The 16,857-nt window shown below is 65.0% G+C and carries 18 protein-coding genes; 14 read left to right on the top strand and 4 right to left on the bottom strand.

What is annotated here, in order from left to right:
• The first annotated feature begins 93 nt into the window (after window positions 1-93).
• The gene (hemW, locus tag ACIGGF_RS01475; protein WP_397519667.1) at window positions 94-1,305 is read left to right on the top strand and encodes a radical SAM family heme chaperone HemW; all 1,212 of its coding nucleotides are present in this window, start codon (window positions 94-96) and stop codon (window positions 1,303-1,305) included.
• A gap of 10 nt (window positions 1,306-1,315) precedes the next feature.
• Here hemW and ACIGGF_RS01470 read toward each other — a convergent pair whose 3' ends face one another.
• Entirely contained in the window at window positions 1,316-1,621 is a 306-nt protein-coding gene (locus tag ACIGGF_RS01470; RefSeq protein WP_027497503.1) for a type II toxin-antitoxin system VapB family antitoxin, read from the bottom strand.
• Window positions 1,622-1,754: 133 nt separating this feature from the next.
• Between ACIGGF_RS01470 and hrcA the strand changes: the two genes are divergently transcribed.
• The 8 genes from hrcA to era all read left to right on the top strand — a co-directional run bounded on the left by hrcA (window position 1,755) and on the right by era (window position 9,597).
• Window positions 1,755-2,798 (top strand): heat-inducible transcriptional repressor HrcA, encoded by a 1,044-nt coding sequence (hrcA, locus tag ACIGGF_RS01465; RefSeq protein ID WP_397519666.1) that lies wholly within the window; start codon window positions 1,755-1,757, stop codon window positions 2,796-2,798.
• A 99-nt stretch (window positions 2,799-2,897) separates the two neighbouring features.
• The gene (dnaJ, locus tag ACIGGF_RS01460; RefSeq protein WP_397519665.1) at window positions 2,898-4,055 is read left to right on the top strand and encodes a molecular chaperone DnaJ; all 1,158 of its coding nucleotides are present in this window, start codon (window positions 2,898-2,900) and stop codon (window positions 4,053-4,055) included.
• Between the two features lie 3 nt (window positions 4,056-4,058).
• On the top strand, window positions 4,059-4,832 hold the full coding sequence (locus tag ACIGGF_RS01455; RefSeq protein WP_397519664.1) for a 16S rRNA (uracil(1498)-N(3))-methyltransferase: 774 nt from the start codon (window positions 4,059-4,061) through the stop codon (window positions 4,830-4,832).
• Window positions 4,829-5,584: an alpha/beta hydrolase family protein gene (locus ACIGGF_RS01450; protein ID WP_397519663.1), complete on the top strand. Its 756-nt coding sequence runs from the start codon at window positions 4,829-4,831 to the stop codon at window positions 5,582-5,584. Before ACIGGF_RS01455 ends, ACIGGF_RS01450 begins: the two co-directional genes overlap by 4 nt.
• A gap of 94 nt (window positions 5,585-5,678) precedes the next feature.
• Entirely contained in the window at window positions 5,679-6,722 is a 1,044-nt protein-coding gene (locus ACIGGF_RS01445) for a PhoH family protein (protein ID WP_397519662.1), read from the top strand.
• Between the two features lie 37 nt (window positions 6,723-6,759).
• Window positions 6,760-7,302, top strand: a complete 543-nt coding sequence (ybeY, locus tag ACIGGF_RS01440; protein ID WP_397519661.1) for an rRNA maturation RNase YbeY — start codon at window positions 6,760-6,762, stop codon at window positions 7,300-7,302.
• A gap of 40 nt (window positions 7,303-7,342) precedes the next feature.
• A complete protein-coding gene (locus ACIGGF_RS01435; RefSeq protein WP_397519660.1) occupies window positions 7,343-8,665 on the top strand; it encodes a hemolysin family protein in 1,323 nt (440 codons plus the stop codon).
• A 17-nt stretch (window positions 8,666-8,682) separates the two neighbouring features.
• Window positions 8,683-9,597: a GTPase Era gene (gene era / locus ACIGGF_RS01430; RefSeq protein ID WP_397519659.1), complete on the top strand. Its 915-nt coding sequence runs from the start codon at window positions 8,683-8,685 to the stop codon at window positions 9,595-9,597.
• Window positions 9,598-9,782: 185 nt separating this feature from the next.
• On the opposite strand, the gene ACIGGF_RS01425 is transcribed toward era, so the two are convergent.
• The gene (locus ACIGGF_RS01425) at window positions 9,783-11,204 is read right to left on the bottom strand and encodes an amidase (protein WP_397519658.1); all 1,422 of its coding nucleotides are present in this window, start codon (window positions 11,202-11,204) and stop codon (window positions 9,783-9,785) included.
• Between the two features lie 73 nt (window positions 11,205-11,277).
• Here ACIGGF_RS01425 and recO point away from each other — a divergent pair, with 73 nt between their 5' ends.
• The 4 genes from recO to ACIGGF_RS01405 are packed head-to-tail and all read left to right on the top strand — an operon-like array spanning window position 11,278 to window position 14,324.
• Window positions 11,278-12,111 carry a DNA repair protein RecO gene (gene recO, locus ACIGGF_RS01420; RefSeq protein ID WP_397519657.1) on the top strand — a complete coding sequence of 278 codons (834 nt, stop codon included), beginning with the start codon at window positions 11,278-11,280 and terminating at the stop codon, window positions 12,109-12,111.
• A complete protein-coding gene (locus ACIGGF_RS01415) occupies window positions 12,068-12,886 on the top strand; it encodes an isoprenyl transferase (protein WP_397519656.1) in 819 nt (272 codons plus the stop codon). The genes recO and ACIGGF_RS01415 overlap by 44 nt, the downstream gene beginning before the upstream one ends.
• Window positions 12,879-13,283, top strand: a complete 405-nt coding sequence (locus ACIGGF_RS01410; protein ID WP_397519655.1) for a hypothetical protein — start codon at window positions 12,879-12,881, stop codon at window positions 13,281-13,283. Before ACIGGF_RS01415 ends, ACIGGF_RS01410 begins: the two co-directional genes overlap by 8 nt.
• Window positions 13,284-13,331: 48 nt before the next feature.
• On the top strand, window positions 13,332-14,324 hold the full coding sequence (locus ACIGGF_RS01405; protein ID WP_397519654.1) for an iron-siderophore ABC transporter substrate-binding protein: 993 nt from the start codon (window positions 13,332-13,334) through the stop codon (window positions 14,322-14,324).
• Between the two features lie 7 nt (window positions 14,325-14,331).
• Here ACIGGF_RS01405 and ACIGGF_RS01400 read toward each other — a convergent pair whose 3' ends face one another.
• Together ACIGGF_RS01400 and ACIGGF_RS01395 are read right to left on the bottom strand one after the other, a co-directional pair.
• A complete protein-coding gene (locus ACIGGF_RS01400) occupies window positions 14,332-14,772 on the bottom strand; it encodes a Fur family transcriptional regulator (protein WP_397519653.1) in 441 nt (146 codons plus the stop codon).
• Window positions 14,769-15,107: an ArsR/SmtB family transcription factor gene (locus ACIGGF_RS01395; protein WP_397519841.1), complete on the bottom strand. Its 339-nt coding sequence runs from the start codon at window positions 15,105-15,107 to the stop codon at window positions 14,769-14,771. Before ACIGGF_RS01395 ends, ACIGGF_RS01400 begins: the two co-directional genes overlap by 4 nt.
• 359 nt (window positions 15,108-15,466) lie before the next feature.
• Between ACIGGF_RS01395 and ACIGGF_RS01390 the strand changes: the two genes are divergently transcribed.
• Window positions 15,467-16,852, top strand: a complete 1,386-nt coding sequence (locus ACIGGF_RS01390) for a glycine--tRNA ligase (protein ID WP_397519652.1) — start codon at window positions 15,467-15,469, stop codon at window positions 16,850-16,852.
• Window positions 16,853-16,857: the final 5 nt, after the last annotated feature.

Genomic DNA, 16,857 nt, shown 5'->3' with positions numbered 1-16,857 from the left:
CGACCGCGGCGGCTATTTACCCGGATTTTGCGGTGAATAGGCTGGCAGGACGAGTGGGATCGGACGGTCCTGGACTCTGGGAGACTAGAGATCGTGAATACCGTCGTACCCGTCCAGTCCACCCTCGAGCTGCCGGCCGAGGCATTCGCCGGGGTGGGCGATCGCGCGTTCGGGATCTACGTGCACGTTCCGTTCTGTGCCACCCGGTGCGGTTACTGCGACTTCAACACCTACACGGCGGGCGAGCTGGGGACATCGGCGTCTCCACAGTCGTGGTTGGAGGGGCTCCGTCGAGAGCTCGACATCGCTGCGGGTCTGATCGAGGCCGGGACCGGTCGTGTTCCATCAGCAGACACGGTGTTCGTCGGCGGCGGCACGCCGTCGCTTCTCGGCGGCGACGGGTTGGCCGACGTACTCGGCGCGGTTCGGTCCAGCTTCGGTCTCACCGACGGCGGCGAGGTGACGACCGAATCGAACCCGGAATCGACGTCACCGGAGTTCTTCGACCGCCTCCGCGAATCAGGCTTCACGCGGGTCTCGCTCGGTATGCAGTCCGCGGCGCCCCACGTGCTGGCCGTTCTCGATCGCACTCACACGCCGGGTCGCGCGGTCGCCGCCGCCAAGGAGGCTCGTGCCGCCGGTTTCGAGCACGTCAATCTCGACCTCATCTACGGCACCCCTGGGGAACGAGACAGCGACCTCGATCAATCGCTCGCCGCCGTGCTCGAGGCGGGCGTCGACCACGTGTCGGCGTACGCGCTGATCGTCGAGGACGGCACGGCCATGGCCCGCAAGGTCCGCCGCGGCGAGTTGCCCGCTCCCGACGACGATGTGCTCGCGAGCCGCTACGAACGGATCGATTCGGCCATGAACTCGGCCGGGTTGTCCTGGTACGAGGTGTCGAACTGGGCGACCGACGCGGACGCCCAGTGCCGCCACAACATCGGCTACTGGGACGGCGGCGACTGGTGGGGAGCAGGGCCGGGCGCACACAGTCATATCGGGGGCACCCGGTTCTGGAACGTCAAACACCCTGCCGCGTACGCCGACCGTCTGGCCGCCGGAGTGCTGCCCGTCTTGGGCAGCGAGCTGCTCAGCACCGAGGATCGACACCTCGAAGAATTGATGTTGACCGTTCGACTTCGTACGGGAGTACCGCTGACTCTGCTGAGCCCGGCCGAGCGCGTCGCTGCCGATCAGGCCGTTGCGGACGGATTGTTGGACCGGCACGGCGACCGGTTGGTTCTCACCGACCGCGGCCGGTTGCTCGCCGACGCGGTGGTCCGCAGCATCGCAGCCGCCTGATCGAAATGTTTCAAGCACCCAGCGCGTCGTAGTCGAACACCCTGGCGTGCAACACCGTTCGGCTCCGCAGGGCCGCACGCACTGCGCGGTGCAAGCCGTCCTCGAGGTAGATGACGCCACGGAACTGCACCGCGTGGGGGAACAGATCTCCGTAGAAGGTGGAGTCCTCGGACAGCAATCGGTCGAGTTCGAGCACCTTCGTGGTGGTGACGATCTCGTCCAGACGAAGTTGACGCGGCGGAATCCTCGACCAGTCCCTGATGGACAGACCGTGCTCGGGATACGGCTTGCCGTCTCGCACACCTTTGAAGATCATCGCGAGCCTCGAGCCGCTGGACCGAATCGAAAGAACGTTTCCACGCGGACCACACTAAGGCCTTGCACGAGCATGCGTTCCTTGGCTACTAGACTCGAGCGACGATTGGAAACGAGAACGGAGGTGGGCACCGATGTCGAGCACCGACGACAGGCGGTTCGAGGTTCTACGAGCGATCGTGGCGGACTACGTGTCCACCCAGGAACCCGTCGGATCACGCGCATTGGTCGAGCGGCACAACCTCGGCGTGTCGAGTGCCACCGTGCGCAACGACATGGCCGTGCTCGAGGCCGAGGGGTACATCGCTCAGCCCCACACCAGCTCCGGCCGGGTGCCGACCGACAAGGGTTATCGCCAGTTCGTCGATCGGATCGCGGACGTCAAGCCGCTGTCGGCGGCGGAGAGACGCGCCATCCTGGAGTTTCTCGAGAACGGCGTCGACCTCGACGACGTCCTGCGCCGCGGCGTCCGCCTCTTGGCCCAGTTGACCCGCCAGGTAGCCGTGGTGCAGTACCCCACGCTGTCGGCGTCGTCGGTTCGTCATCTCGAGGTGGTGGCACTGACGCCGGCGCGGCTGTTGCTGGTACTGATCACCGATTCGGGGCGAGTGGATCAGCGCATCGTCGAACTCGGTGACGTCCTCGACGACGAGAACCTGTCGCAGTTGCGTCGCTTGCTCGGCAGCGCGCTGGAGGGCAAGCGGCTCGCTGCTGCATCGGCTGCCGTGGCCGAACTCGCCGAGAATGCTCCGGCCGGCTTGCGGGACGCCATGATCCGGTCGGCCACGGTCCTGGTGGAGTCGCTGGTGGAGCACCCCGAGGAACGTCTGGTGCTCGGCGGCACGGCGAACCTGACCCGCAATGCCGCGGACTTCGCCGGCGACGCAGGGTTTCCCGGATCGCTCAGAGCGGTACTCGAGGCGCTGGAAGAACAAGTGGTGGTACTCAAGCTCCTTGCCGTGACGCAGGACACGCGCACCGTCACGGTGCGGATCGGTGAAGAAACGCAGGTCGAGGAGATGCGCGGAACGTCGGTGATTTCCACCGGCTACGGCTCTGCTGGCATGGTCCTCGGAGGGATGGGTGTTCTGGGGCCGACACGAATGGACTACCCAGGAACAATCGCATCGGTCGCCGCGGTTGCCAGGTACATCGGCGAGGTCCTGGCCGAACGCTGAGACGAGCGAGAGACGATCGAACACCGGTAGCGGCGCTCAGGCCCGCTGCCCGCACAGCATCAACGAACGAGATTCATCTTCTAGGACGAAAGAGACGACGTGGCACGGGATTATTACGGGAGTTTGGGCGTCGGCCAGCAGGCGACGGACCAGGAGATCAAGCGCGCCTACCGCAAATTGGCGCGAGAGCTGCACCCGGACGTCAACCCGGACGAGGCCGCGCAGGCCAGGTTCAAGGAAATCTCCACCGCCTACGAGGTGCTCTCGGACCCGGAGAAGCGACGCATCGTCGATTTGGGTGGTGACCCTCTGCAGCAGGGCGGCGGAGGCGGCGGTGGTGGATTCGGTGGAGCCGGATTCGGCGGTGGCCTGGGAGATGTGTTCGAGGCGTTCTTCGGCGGGGGCGCGGGCGGATCCCAGCGCGGGCCCAAGGGTCGCGTGCAGCCGGGAGCCGACTCGCTGCTGCGGACCAAGCTGACCCTCGACGAGTGCGCGACGGGCGTGACCAAGCACATCACCGTCGACACGGCTATTCTCTGCGACCTGTGCACGGGCTCGGGCACCAACGGCGACTCCAAGCCGGTTCGCTGTGAAACCTGCGGCGGTGCCGGTGAAGTGCAGTCGGTGCAGCGCTCGTTCCTCGGCCAGGTCATGACCAGCCGCCCGTGCCCCACGTGCCGCGGGGCAGGCGAGACCATCCCCGACCCCTGCCGCAAGTGTGGCGGCGACGGGCGCGTGCGTTCGCGTCGCGACATCTCGGTCAAGGTGCCCGTCGGCGTGAGCAACGGCATGCGAATCCGTCTTGCCTCGCAGGGCGAGGTCGGTCCCGGCGGCGGACCCGCAGGAGACCTCTACGTGGAGATCGTCGAGCAGCAGCACGAGGTGTTCGTGCGCGACGGTGACGACCTGCACTGCACCGTCCGCGTCCCGATGGTCGACGCGGCTCTGGGCACCTCGGTCAACATCGACGCGATCATCGACGGCCCCACCGAGATCTCGATCGAACAAGGCACACAACCGAATTCGACGACGGTGCTGCGTGGTCACGGTATGCCCAAGCTCCGGTCCGGCATTCGCGGCGATCTGCACGCGCACCTCGAAGTCATCGTGCCGACCAAGCTCGACAGCAAGCAGACCCATCTGCTCGAACAGCTCAAGTCGATGCGAGACCGAGATGGGGCCGAGGTCGTCACCACCGGTTCGGCACACAGCGGCGGATTGTTCTCGCGGTTGCGGGAAGCGTTCAGCGGTCGCTGATCGATGGCCCCCACGGTCTTCTACCTCTCGCCCCTGCCGAAGGTCGGCGAGCTCGCCGTGCTCGACGGCAAGGAGGGACACCACGCCGCGACGGTGCGACGCATCCGCGTCGGCGAGCGGGTGCTGCTCGGTGACGGAGCGGGCGGATTGGCCGACACGGTCGTCGCCGCAGCGGAGAAGAACCGACTGGAACTGACCGTGCACTCGCGCAGTGAGATGCCGCGTCCCGCTCCGGTGGTGACGCTCGTGCAGGCTCTGCCGAAGGCGGACCGGTCGGAGCTGGCGGTCGAGCTGGCCACCGAGGCCGGCATCGATGCCGTCGTGCCGTGGCAGTCCGCGCGGTGCGTGGCGCGCTGGGAGGGACCCAAGGCCGCCAAGGGGGTCGCAAAGTGGCGCAGTACTGCGGCGGAAGCTGCCAAGCAGTCGCGTCGGGCATACATCCCCGAGGTCTCCGAGCTGCACGATTCGGCTCAGGTCTACGCATTCGTGCGCGGCGTCGTGGAGCGCGGCGGAATTGTCGCCGTGCTGCACGAGGCAGCGACGTCGGCGTTCCGGGACCTGCCGTTCGACTCGGTGTCCGAGGTCGTGATCGTCGTCGGACCCGAAGGCGGCCTCGACGACCGTGAAGTTGCTGCTCTGACCGACGCCGGGGCAACCCCGGTGGTGCTGGGGCCGACGGTGCTGCGGACGTCGACTGCGGGAGCGGTCGCCCTCGGTGCGCTCGGGGTGCTGACCTCCCGCTGGACACAACTGCCCCCGGATTTCGAGAACGCATGAGCGCACGTATCAAGATTGCCTACGGCGACCACGCCGAGCAGTACGGCCATCTCTACCTACCGCCCGAGCCCGTCGACGCGGCCACGCCGGTCGTCGTGGTGATACACGGCGGATTCTGGAGCGGGCAGTACGGATCGAACCTGGCCACTCAGTTCGCCCGAGCAGTCGCGGGGGCCGGAGCCGTGGCGTGGAACATCGAGTACCGACGAGTCGGCGCCGGTGGGCACTGGCCGGAGATGCAGTCCGACGTTCGCGCAGCTCTCGACGTCGTGGCCGGCGAGCTACAACACCACGCCCCCGTCGGTGTCGACGACGTACGCGTCATCGGCCACTCGGCCGGCGGTCACTTGGCCGTGTGGCTCGGCGGCGAGACCGGTACGAAGGTCCGCCCGTCGCGCATCGTCTCCCAGGCCGGCGTTCTCGATCTCGAGCCGCGCGGTGCTTCGGGGCGGACCAATCCTGCGATGGAGGCGTTGTTGCAGGCTCGGTACGAGGACGAGCCCGCTCTCTACCGATCGGCGTCGCCCGCTGCCCGTGCGCCCATCGGTATCCCGACGATCGCGCTGCACGGGTCCGAGGACGTTCAGGTTCCCGTGGCGCAGAGCGAGCGGTATGTCGAGGCCGCACGTGCGGCCGGAGACGATGCGACGCTGACGATCGTGCCGGGCGAGGACCACTTCGCGTTCCTGAATCCCGATTCGCGGTGTTGGTCACTCTCGCTCGACGCAGTGCTGGACGGCAGCGGCAAGTAACAGGAATGCGCATCGCGGATGCGGCGTTAAACTTCACTCGAACACCGATCCACTTCTTCAGCGTCGAAACAAGAGAGCAGGCCATAGCCACCACGTGAGTGAACACAGCGAATTTCCCGCCGAGCGTGACGTTCGGTCCACCTTGGAGCTCGCCCCCGAAGCAGTGATGCCGCTGCTGGGACAGTCCGACGAGAACCTGCGGGCGCTCGAGCAGATGCTGACGGCAGACATCCACGTACGAGGAAACGCCGTGACGCTCACCGGAAAAGTGGCCGACGTGGCGCTGGCCGAACGAGTGATCTCCGAGTTGGCTGCGCTGGCCAAGCGCGCCCAGCCGCTGACTCCCGATGCTGTCCGTCGCTCGATCGCCATGCTCACCGAGGGTGTGTCGGATTCGCCGGCCGAGGTGCTGAGTCTGGACATTCTGTCGCGCCGGGGCAAGACCATCCGGCCCAAGACCTTGAACCAGAAGCGGTACGTCGACGCGATCGACGCCAACACGATCGTGTTCGGCATCGGTCCCGCCGGCACCGGCAAGACGTACTTGGCGATGGCGAAAGCCGTGCAGGCGCTGCAGACAAAGCAGGTCAGTCGCATCATCCTCACGCGCCCGGCCGTGGAAGCCGGGGAGCGTCTCGGGTTCCTGCCCGGAACGTTGCACGAGAAGATCGACCCGTACCTGCGGCCGTTGCACGATGCGCTGCACGACATGATGGACGACGAGGCAATCCCCAAGCTGATGCAAGCAGGCGTCATCGAGGTCGCCCCACTCGCGTACATGCGTGGTCGAACGCTCAACGACGCATTCATCATTCTCGACGAGGCGCAGAACACCACCGCCGAACAGATGAAGATGTTTCTCACGCGTTTGGGGTTCGGCTCGAAGATCGTCGTCACCGGCGATGTCACCCAGGTCGACCTTCCGGGTGGTGCGAAATCGGGATTGCGTGCAGCATCCGAGATTCTGACCGACCTCGACGACATCCACTTCGCTCAGCTCACCAGCAGCGATGTGGTGCGGCATCGCTTGGTCTCGGAGATCGTCGACGCGTACGAGCGCTTCGAGTCGTCCTCGCAGAGTGTAATTCCGGGCCGCGAGCAACGCCGCACCGGCGGACCGCGTTCGGCGCGAAGATGATTCAGTTGCAGGCAACGAGAGCGTGGGTAGTGACCGCATGAGTATCGAAGTGTCCAACGAGTCGGGGATGGACATCTCCGAACCCGAGCTGGTGTCGGTCGCACGATTCGCGATCGCCGGCATGGACGTACATCCAGCAGCGGAACTGTCGATGGTGCTGGTGGATTCGTCGACGATGGCGGATCTGCACATGAGGTGGATGGATCTGCCCGGCCCCACCGACGTGATGTCGTTCCCGATGGACGAACTCGAGCCCGGCGGCCGTCCCGACGCGCCCGATCCCGGACCGGCGATGCTCGGCGACATCGTGCTGTGCCCGTCGTTCGCTGCGGATCAGGCTGCCGCTGCGGGCCATTCGCTCGAGCACGAGCTCGCGTTGCTGACCGTGCACGGTGTGTTGCACCTGCTCGGATACGACCACGCCGAGCCGGACGAAGAGAAGGAAATGTTCGAGCTGCAGAACCGTCTGCTCGCAGAATGGTACGAGGACGCGCGGCGCTCGGAGCAGGCAGCCCAACAGGCTGCTCGCGATTCCCGGCTCCTCGGCAAGGCCGGTTTCGTCGACGGGTCCGATCGATGACACGCGCGGTCGAGCAGCCGGAAGCATGGGGTCGTAGCGCGTGAGCAGTGCTGTTGCGCTCATCGTGTTCGCTGTCCTTCTGGTTCCCCTCGGAGGCCTGTTCGCTGCAGTCGATTCTGCGCTGAACACGGTCTCGCGGGCGCGGATCGACGACATGGTCAAGGACGAGAGGCCGGGTGCCGCCGGCCTCGTCGTCGTGGTCGCCGACCGCCCTCGCTACGTCAACTTGATGGTGCTGCTGCGCATTCTGTGCGAAATCGGCGGCACCGTATTGCTCGCGGGCGGGTTGACTCAGCTGATCGATTCCACGACCGCGCTGGTGATCACCGCGGTCGTGATGGTGCTGGTCAGCTACGTCGTGATCGGCGTCGGCCCTCGAACCCTCGGCCGACAGAACGCGTATTCGATCGCTCTGGCGGCTGCGTTGCCGCTGCGTGCGCTCGGGTGGCTACTCGGACCGATCAGCCGGTTGCTCATTCTCATCGGCAACGCGATCACCCCCGGTAAGGGATTTCGCAACGGCCCCTTCGCCTCCGAGATCGAACTCCGAGAGCTCGTGGACATGGCCCGAGAACGCGGCGTCGTGGCCGACGACGAACGTCGCATGATCCAGTCGGTATTCGAACTCGGTGATACGTCGGCACGTGAGGTCATGGTCCCGCGGCCCGAGATGGTGTGGATCGAATCCGACAAGTCGGCCGGTCAGGCCACCTCGCTGGCCGTCCGCAGCGGACACTCACGCATCCCGGTCATCGGCGAGAACGTCGACGACATCGTCGGCGTCGTGTACCTCAAAGACCTTGTGCAGCAGACCTATTACTCCACCGACGGTGGCCGCGGGGTGCAGGTGTCCGAACTGATGCGGCCGGCTGTGTTCGTTCCCGACTCGAAGGCGCTCGACAGTCTGCTGGCCGAGATGCAGCGAGACCGCAACCACATGGCACTGCTCGTCGACGAATACGGGGGCATCGCAGGTTTGGTGACCATCGAGGACGTCATCGAGGAGATCGTCGGTGAGATCGCCGACGAATACGACTCGGACGAAGTGGCACCCATCGAAGAGCTCGAGGACGGACGCTATCGCGTGTCCTCCCGAGTGCCGCTGGAAGATCTCGGTGAAATCTTCGGCATCGAGATCGAATCCGAGGAGGTCGACACGGTAGGCGGCTTGCTCGGACACGAGCTGGGCCGAGTGCCGTTGCCCGGAGCCCAGGTACAGACCCATGGACTGCTGCTGCGCGGTGAAGGTGGGGCCGACCCCAAGGGGCGCGTGCGCATCACCACCGTGCTGGTCGAGAAGATCGAACCCGACGAAGAATCCATCGAGGACGACGACTCGTCGGACGTCACTCACCAACACTGAAAACTGGAGGTGCTCTCTTGTCCGAGCAGAACAACGGTGAGTTCCGATCCGGATTCGTCTGTTTCGTAGGCCGACCCAACACCGGCAAGTCCACGCTGACCAATGCGTTGGTGGGGTCGAAGATTGCCATCACGTCCTCGCGTCCGCAGACGACCCGGCACACCATTCGCGGCATCGTGCACCGCGAGCACGCCCAACTGATCCTCGTGGACACCCCCGGATTGCACCGTCCCAGAACGCTTCTGGGGCAGAGACTCAACGATCTGGTGCAGGACACGTGCTCCGAGGTCGACGTCATCGGCCTGTGCATCCCGGCCGACGAGAAGATCGGACCGGGGGACCGATGGATTCTCGAGCAGGTGCGCCACATTGCCCCCAAGACCACGTTGATCGGCATCGTGACCAAGATCGACAAGGTCAAGAAGGAACGCGTCGTACAGCAGTTGATGGCGCTCTCGAAGCTCCTCGGCGACTCGAGTCACGTGATTCCGGTGTCGGCCGAATCCGGTGAGCAGGTGGAGAAGCTGGTCGATCTGCTGGCATCGGAACTGCCGCCGGGGCCTGCGTTCTACCCCGACGGTGAGCTGACCGACGAGCCGGAGGAAATCCTCATGGCCGAGCTCATCCGTGAGGCAGCACTCGAAGGCGTCCGGGACGAGCTACCCCATTCTCTGGCCGTCGTCATCGAAGAAGTCGTGCCACGCGAGGGCCACGACAACATGCTCGACGTGCATGCGATTCTCTACGTCGAGCGATCGAGCCAGAAGGCCATCATCATCGGCAAGGGCGGTTCTCGGCTCAAAGAGGTCGGTACGGCATCGCGCCTGCAGATCGAGAAGTTGCTCGGCACCAGGATCTACCTGGACCTGCACGTCAAGATCGCCAAGGACTGGCAGACCGACCCCAAGCAGATGGGCAAGCTCGGCTTCTGACCCGGCTGCGCATCGGATGCTCCACTCGCGGAATCGACGCGTCGGATTTCACCGAAACGGCCTGGGAGTGGGGCAGGAATCGCACGCCCTCTCGTCGTGCGCGGCTGGCTCTACCGGTCGTTCCGCAGGCTCCAATCCTTGGCCTACCGGTCGTTCCGCAGGCTCCACTCCTGTCTCGTAGCAGGCTACGAAGTTTCGCTCACGTCGGTCCACCACGAGTCGGGGCGTTTGCGGTGCCACTGCAGCACGTTCTCGAGTTGAGCGGCCACCGAAACGAGCAGTGGCTCCGACGAGTCGTGACCCATCAATTGCAGACCGATGGGAAGACCACCATGGGTGAACCCCGCGGGCACGTTCACGCTCGGCCAACCCAGAACGTTCCACGGCCACGTGTAGGGGCAGTGCTCGGTGATGATCCGGTCGGTGTCGGCATTCGAGATGCCGTCGATCGCGTCGACCCGCGGCGGGGGAGTGGCCGTCGTCGGGGCGAGCACGATGTCGTACTCGTCGAAGAACCGTCCGATACGACGACCGATACGTGGCTCGGCTGCGCGGGCTGCGCGCAACGGAGCGCCGGCGAGAGCGCGTCCGCTCTTGGCGTTGGCCCGCGTGCGCGGATCGGCGAGAGCTGGATCGGGAAGGCGATCGAGCCACGCGGCAACGCCCGCCAGCGAGCGGGGCAAGAAGTTCAGGCCCAACAGCATTCCGTAGGCGGGATCGTCCACGACCACTCGGTGTCCGAGCAATTGCAAAACCGCGGCCATTCGGTACGCGGCCGAGGCGATCTCCGGGTCCAGTGTGGCCAGCGTCGGGATGAACGGCTTGCGCAGGCTCAGCGCGATGCGCAGCGAGCCGGGGTTACGTCCGACAGCGTCCGAGACGGTCAACGGAGCCGGGCGGTGCAGATCGCCGTCGTGGCCACCGGAGACCACGTCGAGCAGAAGTGCGGCGTCGGCGACCGTGCGCGCGAGCGGACCGATGACCGTGATGCCGTTGAATGCTTCGGCATCCGGCCACGTGGAGATTCGTCCCCGTTGCGGTTTGATGCCCACGAGGTTCGTCCACGACGCCGGTATTCGAACCGAGCCCGCACCGTCGGAACCCAGTGCGGCCGAGATCAATTCGGCGGCCACCGCGGCAGAGCTACCACCGGAGGAGCCGCCGGGAGTGCAGTCTCGATTCCAGGGGTTCCTGGTGTGACCGAACGACCCGCCGGTGAACGGCCATTGCCCCAGCTCGGGGCTGTTGGTCTTGCCCACGATGACGGCTCCGGCCGCACGCAGCCTGCGCACCACCTCCGAGTCCGCGGAGGCAGGCGGAAAGGTTCCGGCGCACCCGAAGGCGGTCGGTTCCCCGGTGATATCCACATCGTCCTTGACGGCGATCGGAACTCCGAGCAGCGGAGCGGTCTCACCTGTCGCGCGCAGGCGATCGGCCTCTGCGGCCTCGGCGAGTGCGGCGTCACGGCGGACGATGCGGAAGGCGTTGAGGGTGGGTTGGCTCTTCTCGATCCGATCGAGTGATTCGGTGACCGCCTGTACCGAGGTGATGTGGCCCGACGCGAGTGCGGCGGCCTGGTTGACGAGACTCGACCGCTGGAAATCCACGTTGGCACAGTATCGACTTCTCCTGCGCGCGGGAAGCGGCCACCGGTGCGGTGGCCGTGGGAGACTGGAGACCGTGAGGCCATACCGTGACAACGCAGTCGTCCTGCGCCAGCACAAGCTGGGTGAGGCCGACCGTATCGTCACGTTGTTGACCAGGGAGAACGGGATCGTCCGGGCCGTCGCCAAAGGGGTCCGCCGCACCAAGTCCAAGTTCGGCGCGCGACTCGAGCCGTTTGCGCACATCGACGTGTTGCTCTACCCGGGACGCAACCTCGACATCGTTACCCAGGTGCACACGGTCGATGCGTTCGGCGGCGACATCGTCGCCGACTACGGCCGCTACACCACCGGGTGTGCCGTTCTCGAAACCGCCGAGCGGCTGGCAGGCGAGGAACACGCACCGGCGCAGCGACTGCATCAGTTGACCGTCGGTGCCCTGCGAGCCCTGGCGCAGCATGTCCGGCCTCCCGAACTGGTGCTCGACGCGTACCTGCTGCGCGCGATGGGGTTTGCCGGATGGGCTCCCGCACTGACCGACTGCGCGCGGTGCGCTGCCGCTGGGCCGCATCGAGCTTTCCATGTCGCTGCTGGTGGAGCCGTCTGTGTGCATTGCCGACCGCCGGGCTCGGCGACGCCGTCGACCGGGGTTCTGGATCTGATGGTTGCGCTCGAGCGGGGGGAGTGGGACTACACGGTGACCACCTCCGATGCCGTCCGCAAGCAGGCCAGCGGCTTGGTGGCGGCGCATCTGCAATGGCACCTGGAACGACAGTTGCGCACCCTTCCGCTCATCGAACGCTCGCACCCGCATCAGGTGCCGCTGGCGCAACCTGACTCCGTGTTCGCCGATACCGTCGGGCAGGATGGGGACCGTGATTCGACGACGAGAGCCGCAACACCGGCCTGACGAACAGTCGGCAGTGCGCCCTCCCGACCCGCATCCGTCCGGCGCTCGGCCGCCCATCCTGCAGCCGGAACTGATTCCTCGCCATGTGGCGCTGGTGATGGACGGCAACGGCCGGTGGGCACAGGATCGCGGCCTGCCCCGCACCGCGGGACACGAGCAGGGTGAAGCGGTGCTCATGGACACCGTGTGCGGGTGTATCGAAATCGGGGTGCAGTGGTTGTCCGTGTACGCCTTCTCGACCGAGAACTGGAAGCGCAGTCCCGACGAGGTCAAGTTCCTGATGGGATTCAACCGTGACGTCATTCGTCGTCGACGCGACGAGATGAACGAGATGGGCGTTCGGGTTCGCTGGGCAGGCCGTCGACCGCGGTTGTGGGGCAGTGTGATCAAGGAACTCGAAGTTGCCGAGGAACTGACGAAGCGCAACACCGTGATGACGCTGACGATGTGCGTCAACTACGGTGGCCGGGCCGAGATTGCCGATGCCACAAGAGAAATCGCTCGCCAGGTGGCAGCAGGGAAACTGAACCCCGAGAAGATCACCGAGGCCACCGTCGCCAAGTACCTCGACGAGTCGGATATGCCCGACGTGGATCTGTTCCTGCGTCCGTCGGGGGAGCAGCGGACGTCGAACTTTCTGCTGTGGCAATCCGCGTACGCGGAGTTCGTGTTCCAGAAGAAGCTGTTCCCGGATTTCGACCGCCGGGATCTCTGGGAAGCGTGCATCGAATTCGCTTCCCGCGACCGACGATTCGGCGGAGTGAAGTATGAGTGACGACGTACCCGGCCTGACCTTGCAGGCGCGCGCCCAATTGGCGCTCGCACAGTTCGCCACGGTGACGGTAGGTGAGGAGGGGTCTCTCGGTTTCGACTACGCCGGTGCTCTGTGCTCTCTTCGAGCGGTGCAACTCTCACCCGAACTCGAGGTGCTCTCGTTGACCGCGGTTCTGGCGTGGGACAGGCCTGTGAAGGCGGCTCTGCACAAGAAGGTCTCGGACCGCAACGCCGATTCACAGTTCGGTGCGATCTCGGTCAATACTCACGACAAGCTCGCAGATGTGTTGCTGCGCTATACGTTTCCTGCCAACGGGTTGGACGACGAGGCCATGTTGACCATGCTCATTCTGGTGCTCGCGGGAGTCGAGAAAGCACGTGAGGGACTGCTGCCCTGATCCGTCGTCTAAGGTTAGCCTTTACTTACTGACGTAGAGGTGGTTGCCATGACGGTACGTTTGTCCAGAATGATGACGGCAGTGGCGGCGGTGATCGTCCTGGGTATCTCCGCGGCGGCCTGTTCGACCGCGGATACCGCCGACTCGGAAAACCGGTCGGCGGACGGTGCCTTCCCGGTTGTCATCGAACACATCTACGGCAGCACGACCGTTCCCGAGAAGCCGACCCGCATAGTCACACTCGGAGTTTCCGATGCGGACGCCGTCATTGCCCTCGGTACGGTGCCGGTCGGGAACACGGGATACACGTTCTACGAGACCGGACTCGGTCCGTGGACCGACGAGTTGGTGGGCGACGCACCGCTGACACTGCTGGGATCGGAGTCCGAACCGAATTTCGAGCTGATCGCCTCCCTGGCACCGGATTTGATCACGGGCCTGAACGCAGGCTTCGACGAGGACACCTACGCGAAGCTCAGCGACATTGCACCGACTGTCGCCCGACCGGCGGGATCGGCGGCCTACGCTGTCGATCGTGAGGTGGCCACCGACACCATCTCGCGTGCGATGGGCGAAGGTGAGCGCGGCAAGGAGCTGAACGCACAGACCACCGCTGCCCTCGAACAGGTACGAGCCGCGCATCCGGAGTTCGCGGGTAGGACTGCCGCAGTTGTGCTTCCGTACGACGGTCAGTTCGGCGCATATCTTCCCGGTGATGCGCGCGGCACGTTCGTCACGTCGTTGGGCTTCGGGATTCCGGAACCCATTCTGGCCGAGGACGACGGAACTAATTTCTTCGTTCCGGTCTCGGCCGAGAACATTTCCGAGCTCGACGCCGACGTGGTGCTCTATCTCGGCACCGGCGAGGACATCGACGTGGTGGCCGAGAACCCGATCTTCGCGACCCTGAGGGCCGCCCGCAATGACGCCATCGTCCCGTTGTCGACCGATCAGCGTGGGGCGATCACCTACAACTCGGTGCTGTCCATTCCGTTCGCCATCGACTCGGTGGTGCCTCGCCTGGCAAGTGCAGTGGCGTGAAGCCTGTTCAGCGGCCGGTTTTGCTGCACTGATTGCAGGAACCGAAGATTTCGATCGTGTGGCTCACGTCGGTGAAGCCGTTGGACTCGGCGACACTCTGCGACCACTTTTCGACAGTCGGTCCTTCGACCTCCACGGTGAATCCGCAATCTCGGCACACCAGGTGGTGGTGATGGCCCGAGGAACAACGCCGATAGACCGATTCACCGTTGTCGGTGCGAAGCACATCCACGGTGCCCGCGTCGGCCAGTGTCTGAAGTGTTCGATAGACGGTGGTCAAACCGATTCCCTCACCGCGTTTGCGCAGTTCGTCGTGCAGATCCTGCGCGGATTTGAATTCCTCGATGGTGTCGAGCAAATCCGAGATCGCACTGCGTTGCTTGGTGGCTCGCACTCCGACGACGACGGGTCGTCTCGGTGCGGCGGTTTCGGTGGACTTCTCGGTCACGGGTTGCGGCCTTCCTCGGCGTGGGCCACGGCGTCGACGACGATGTGGGAGAGATGATCGTCGACCAGTCGGTACAGGACCTCGCGGCCGTTGCGTTCGCCACGCACCACTCCCGCTGCCTTGAGTACCCGCAGGTGTTGACTGATCAGCGGCTGCGTGACTCCGAGAGCGACCACGAGTTCGTGGACGCATCGCTCGGACTCGCGCAACTGCAGCACTATCGCGATTCGCACTGGTGCGGCGAGGGCACGGAGGATGTCGCCGGCCGCAGTCAAGGTTTCCTTGGGCGGAACAGGTGCCGGAGGAGTGGCGGCAAACGGGTCTTCCTCGTGCATCGGATGCTCGGGGTCCTGCCGATCCGTCGAATCGGCCCTGTTCGTCGAGTCGACCTTGCTCGTCGAGTCTGCGGCTACGGCCTGCTCGGTAGACACGGTTGCGGCTCCTTCGGTCGCCGATTCTTTCTCGGCGAACTCTCCCTGCACGATCGACGTCATGGCACCAGGCTAGTGCAGTCATCGTTATTGCAAATCGTATTCATTGTGATATGCACAGGTGCGCATGTCAAATGCGACCTCGGTCGGTGTTCGGCTTCACGTCTCGAGCCAGATAGTCTGATCAGGGCGAAAACCGCCCGCGTCACCCCTCACGTGATGTGACCGACTCACGATGTAACCGAAGATGGAGAGCTCCGCCAGTGGCACCCAAGTCCAAAGTCGAAACCGTCGCCAACCTCGCCAAGCGCAGAGGCCTCGTCTACCCGTGCGGCGAGATCTACGGCGGTACCAGGTCGGCCTGGGACTACGGTCCGCTCGGCGTCGAGCTCAAGGAGAACATCAAGAAGCAGTGGTGGCGCAACATGGTCACCAGCCGTGACGACACGGTGGGTCTCGACTCCTCGGTGATCCTGCCGCGTGAGGTGTGGGAAGCGTCCGGCCACGTCGAGACGTTCTCCGACCCGCTCGTCGAATCACTGCACACGCACAAGCGCTACCGCGCCGATCACCTCATCGAGGCCTACGAGGAGAAGCACGGCCACCCGCCGGAGAACGGCCTGGCCGATATCCGCGACCCCGAGACCGGTGAGCCCGGTTCGTGGACCGAGCCGCGCGCATTCTCCGGCCTGCTCAAGACCTTCCTCGGCCCGGTCGACAACGAAGAGGGACTGCATTACCTGCGCCCCGAAACCGCCCAGGGCATCTTCGTCAACTTCGCCAACGTGCTGACCACGTCGCGCAAGAAGCCGCCGTTCGGTATCGGCCAGATCGGCAAGAGCTTTCGTAACGAGATCACTCCCGGAAACTTCATCTTCCGCACGCGCGAGTTCGAGCAGATGGAGATGGAATTCTTCGTCAAGCCGGGCGAGGACGACGAGTGGCATCAGTACTGGATCGACTACCGCATGAAGTGGTACACCGACCTCGGCATCGATCCGGAGAACCTGCGGCTCTACGAGCACGCCAAGGAAAAGCTCTCGCACTACTCCAAGCGCACCGTGGACATCGAGTACCGCTTCGGTTTCCAGGGCAGCGCCTGGGGTGAGCTCGAAGGTGTCGCGAACCGCACCGACTACGACCTCACGGTGCACTCGAAGGCGTCGGGCCAGGATCTGAGCTACTACGAGCAGGCCACCGACACCCGTTACACCCCGTATGTCATCGAGCCCGCCGCCGGCCTCACTCGGTCGCTCATGGCGTTCCTCGTCGATGCCTACAGCGAGGACGAGGCACCTAACGCCAAGGGCGGCGTCGACAAGCGTGTCGTGCTCAAGCTCGACCGTCGCCTGGCCCCGGTGAAGGTCGCGGTGCTTCCACTCTCGCGGAACGCGGACCTGACGCCCAAGGCGAAAGACCTTGCGCAGCAACTGCGTCAGTACTGGAACGTCGAATTCGACGACGCCGGAGCCATCGGTCGTCGCTACCGCCGTCAGGACGAGATCGGCACCCCGTTCTGCATCACCGTCGACTTCGACACTCTCGACGACCATGCCGTCACCATTCGTGAGCGCGACACGATGGCGCAGGAGCGCGTGGCGCTCGATCAGGTCGAGGGCTACATCGCGTCTCGTCTGATCGGCGCGTAGAGCCT

The organism is Rhodococcus sp. NPDC078407, from assembly GCF_044542515.1.
Lineage (GTDB): Bacteria > Actinomycetota > Actinomycetes > Mycobacteriales > Mycobacteriaceae > Rhodococcoides.
Note: the sequence above shows the minus strand (reverse complement) of the source record. Positions and strands in the feature narration are given on the sequence as shown.

Excerpts from the sequence above, each read along its gene's own strand:
- ACIGGF_RS01470 (WP_027497503.1), bottom strand. The coding sequence starts at position 1,621 with ATGATCTTCAAAGGTGTGCGAGACGGCAAGCCGTATCCCGAGCACGGT.
- ACIGGF_RS01395 (WP_397519841.1), bottom strand. The coding sequence starts at position 15,107 with ATGCACGAGGAAGACCCGTTTGCCGCCACTCCTCCGGCACCTGTTCCG.
- ACIGGF_RS01405 (WP_397519654.1), top strand. The coding sequence starts at position 13,332 with ATGACGGTACGTTTGTCCAGAATGATGACGGCAGTGGCGGCGGTGATC.
- ACIGGF_RS01410 (WP_397519655.1), top strand. The coding sequence starts at position 12,879 with ATGAGTGACGACGTACCCGGCCTGACCTTGCAGGCGCGCGCCCAATTG.
- ACIGGF_RS01415 (WP_397519656.1), top strand. The coding sequence starts at position 12,068 with ATGGGGACCGTGATTCGACGACGAGAGCCGCAACACCGGCCTGACGAA.
- ACIGGF_RS01455 (WP_397519664.1), top strand. The coding sequence starts at position 4,059 with ATGGCCCCCACGGTCTTCTACCTCTCGCCCCTGCCGAAGGTCGGCGAG.
- hrcA (WP_397519666.1), top strand. The coding sequence starts at position 1,755 with ATGTCGAGCACCGACGACAGGCGGTTCGAGGTTCTACGAGCGATCGTG.
- ybeY (WP_397519661.1), top strand. The coding sequence starts at position 6,760 with ATGAGTATCGAAGTGTCCAACGAGTCGGGGATGGACATCTCCGAACCC.
- ACIGGF_RS01450 (WP_397519663.1), top strand. The coding sequence starts at position 4,829 with ATGAGCGCACGTATCAAGATTGCCTACGGCGACCACGCCGAGCAGTAC.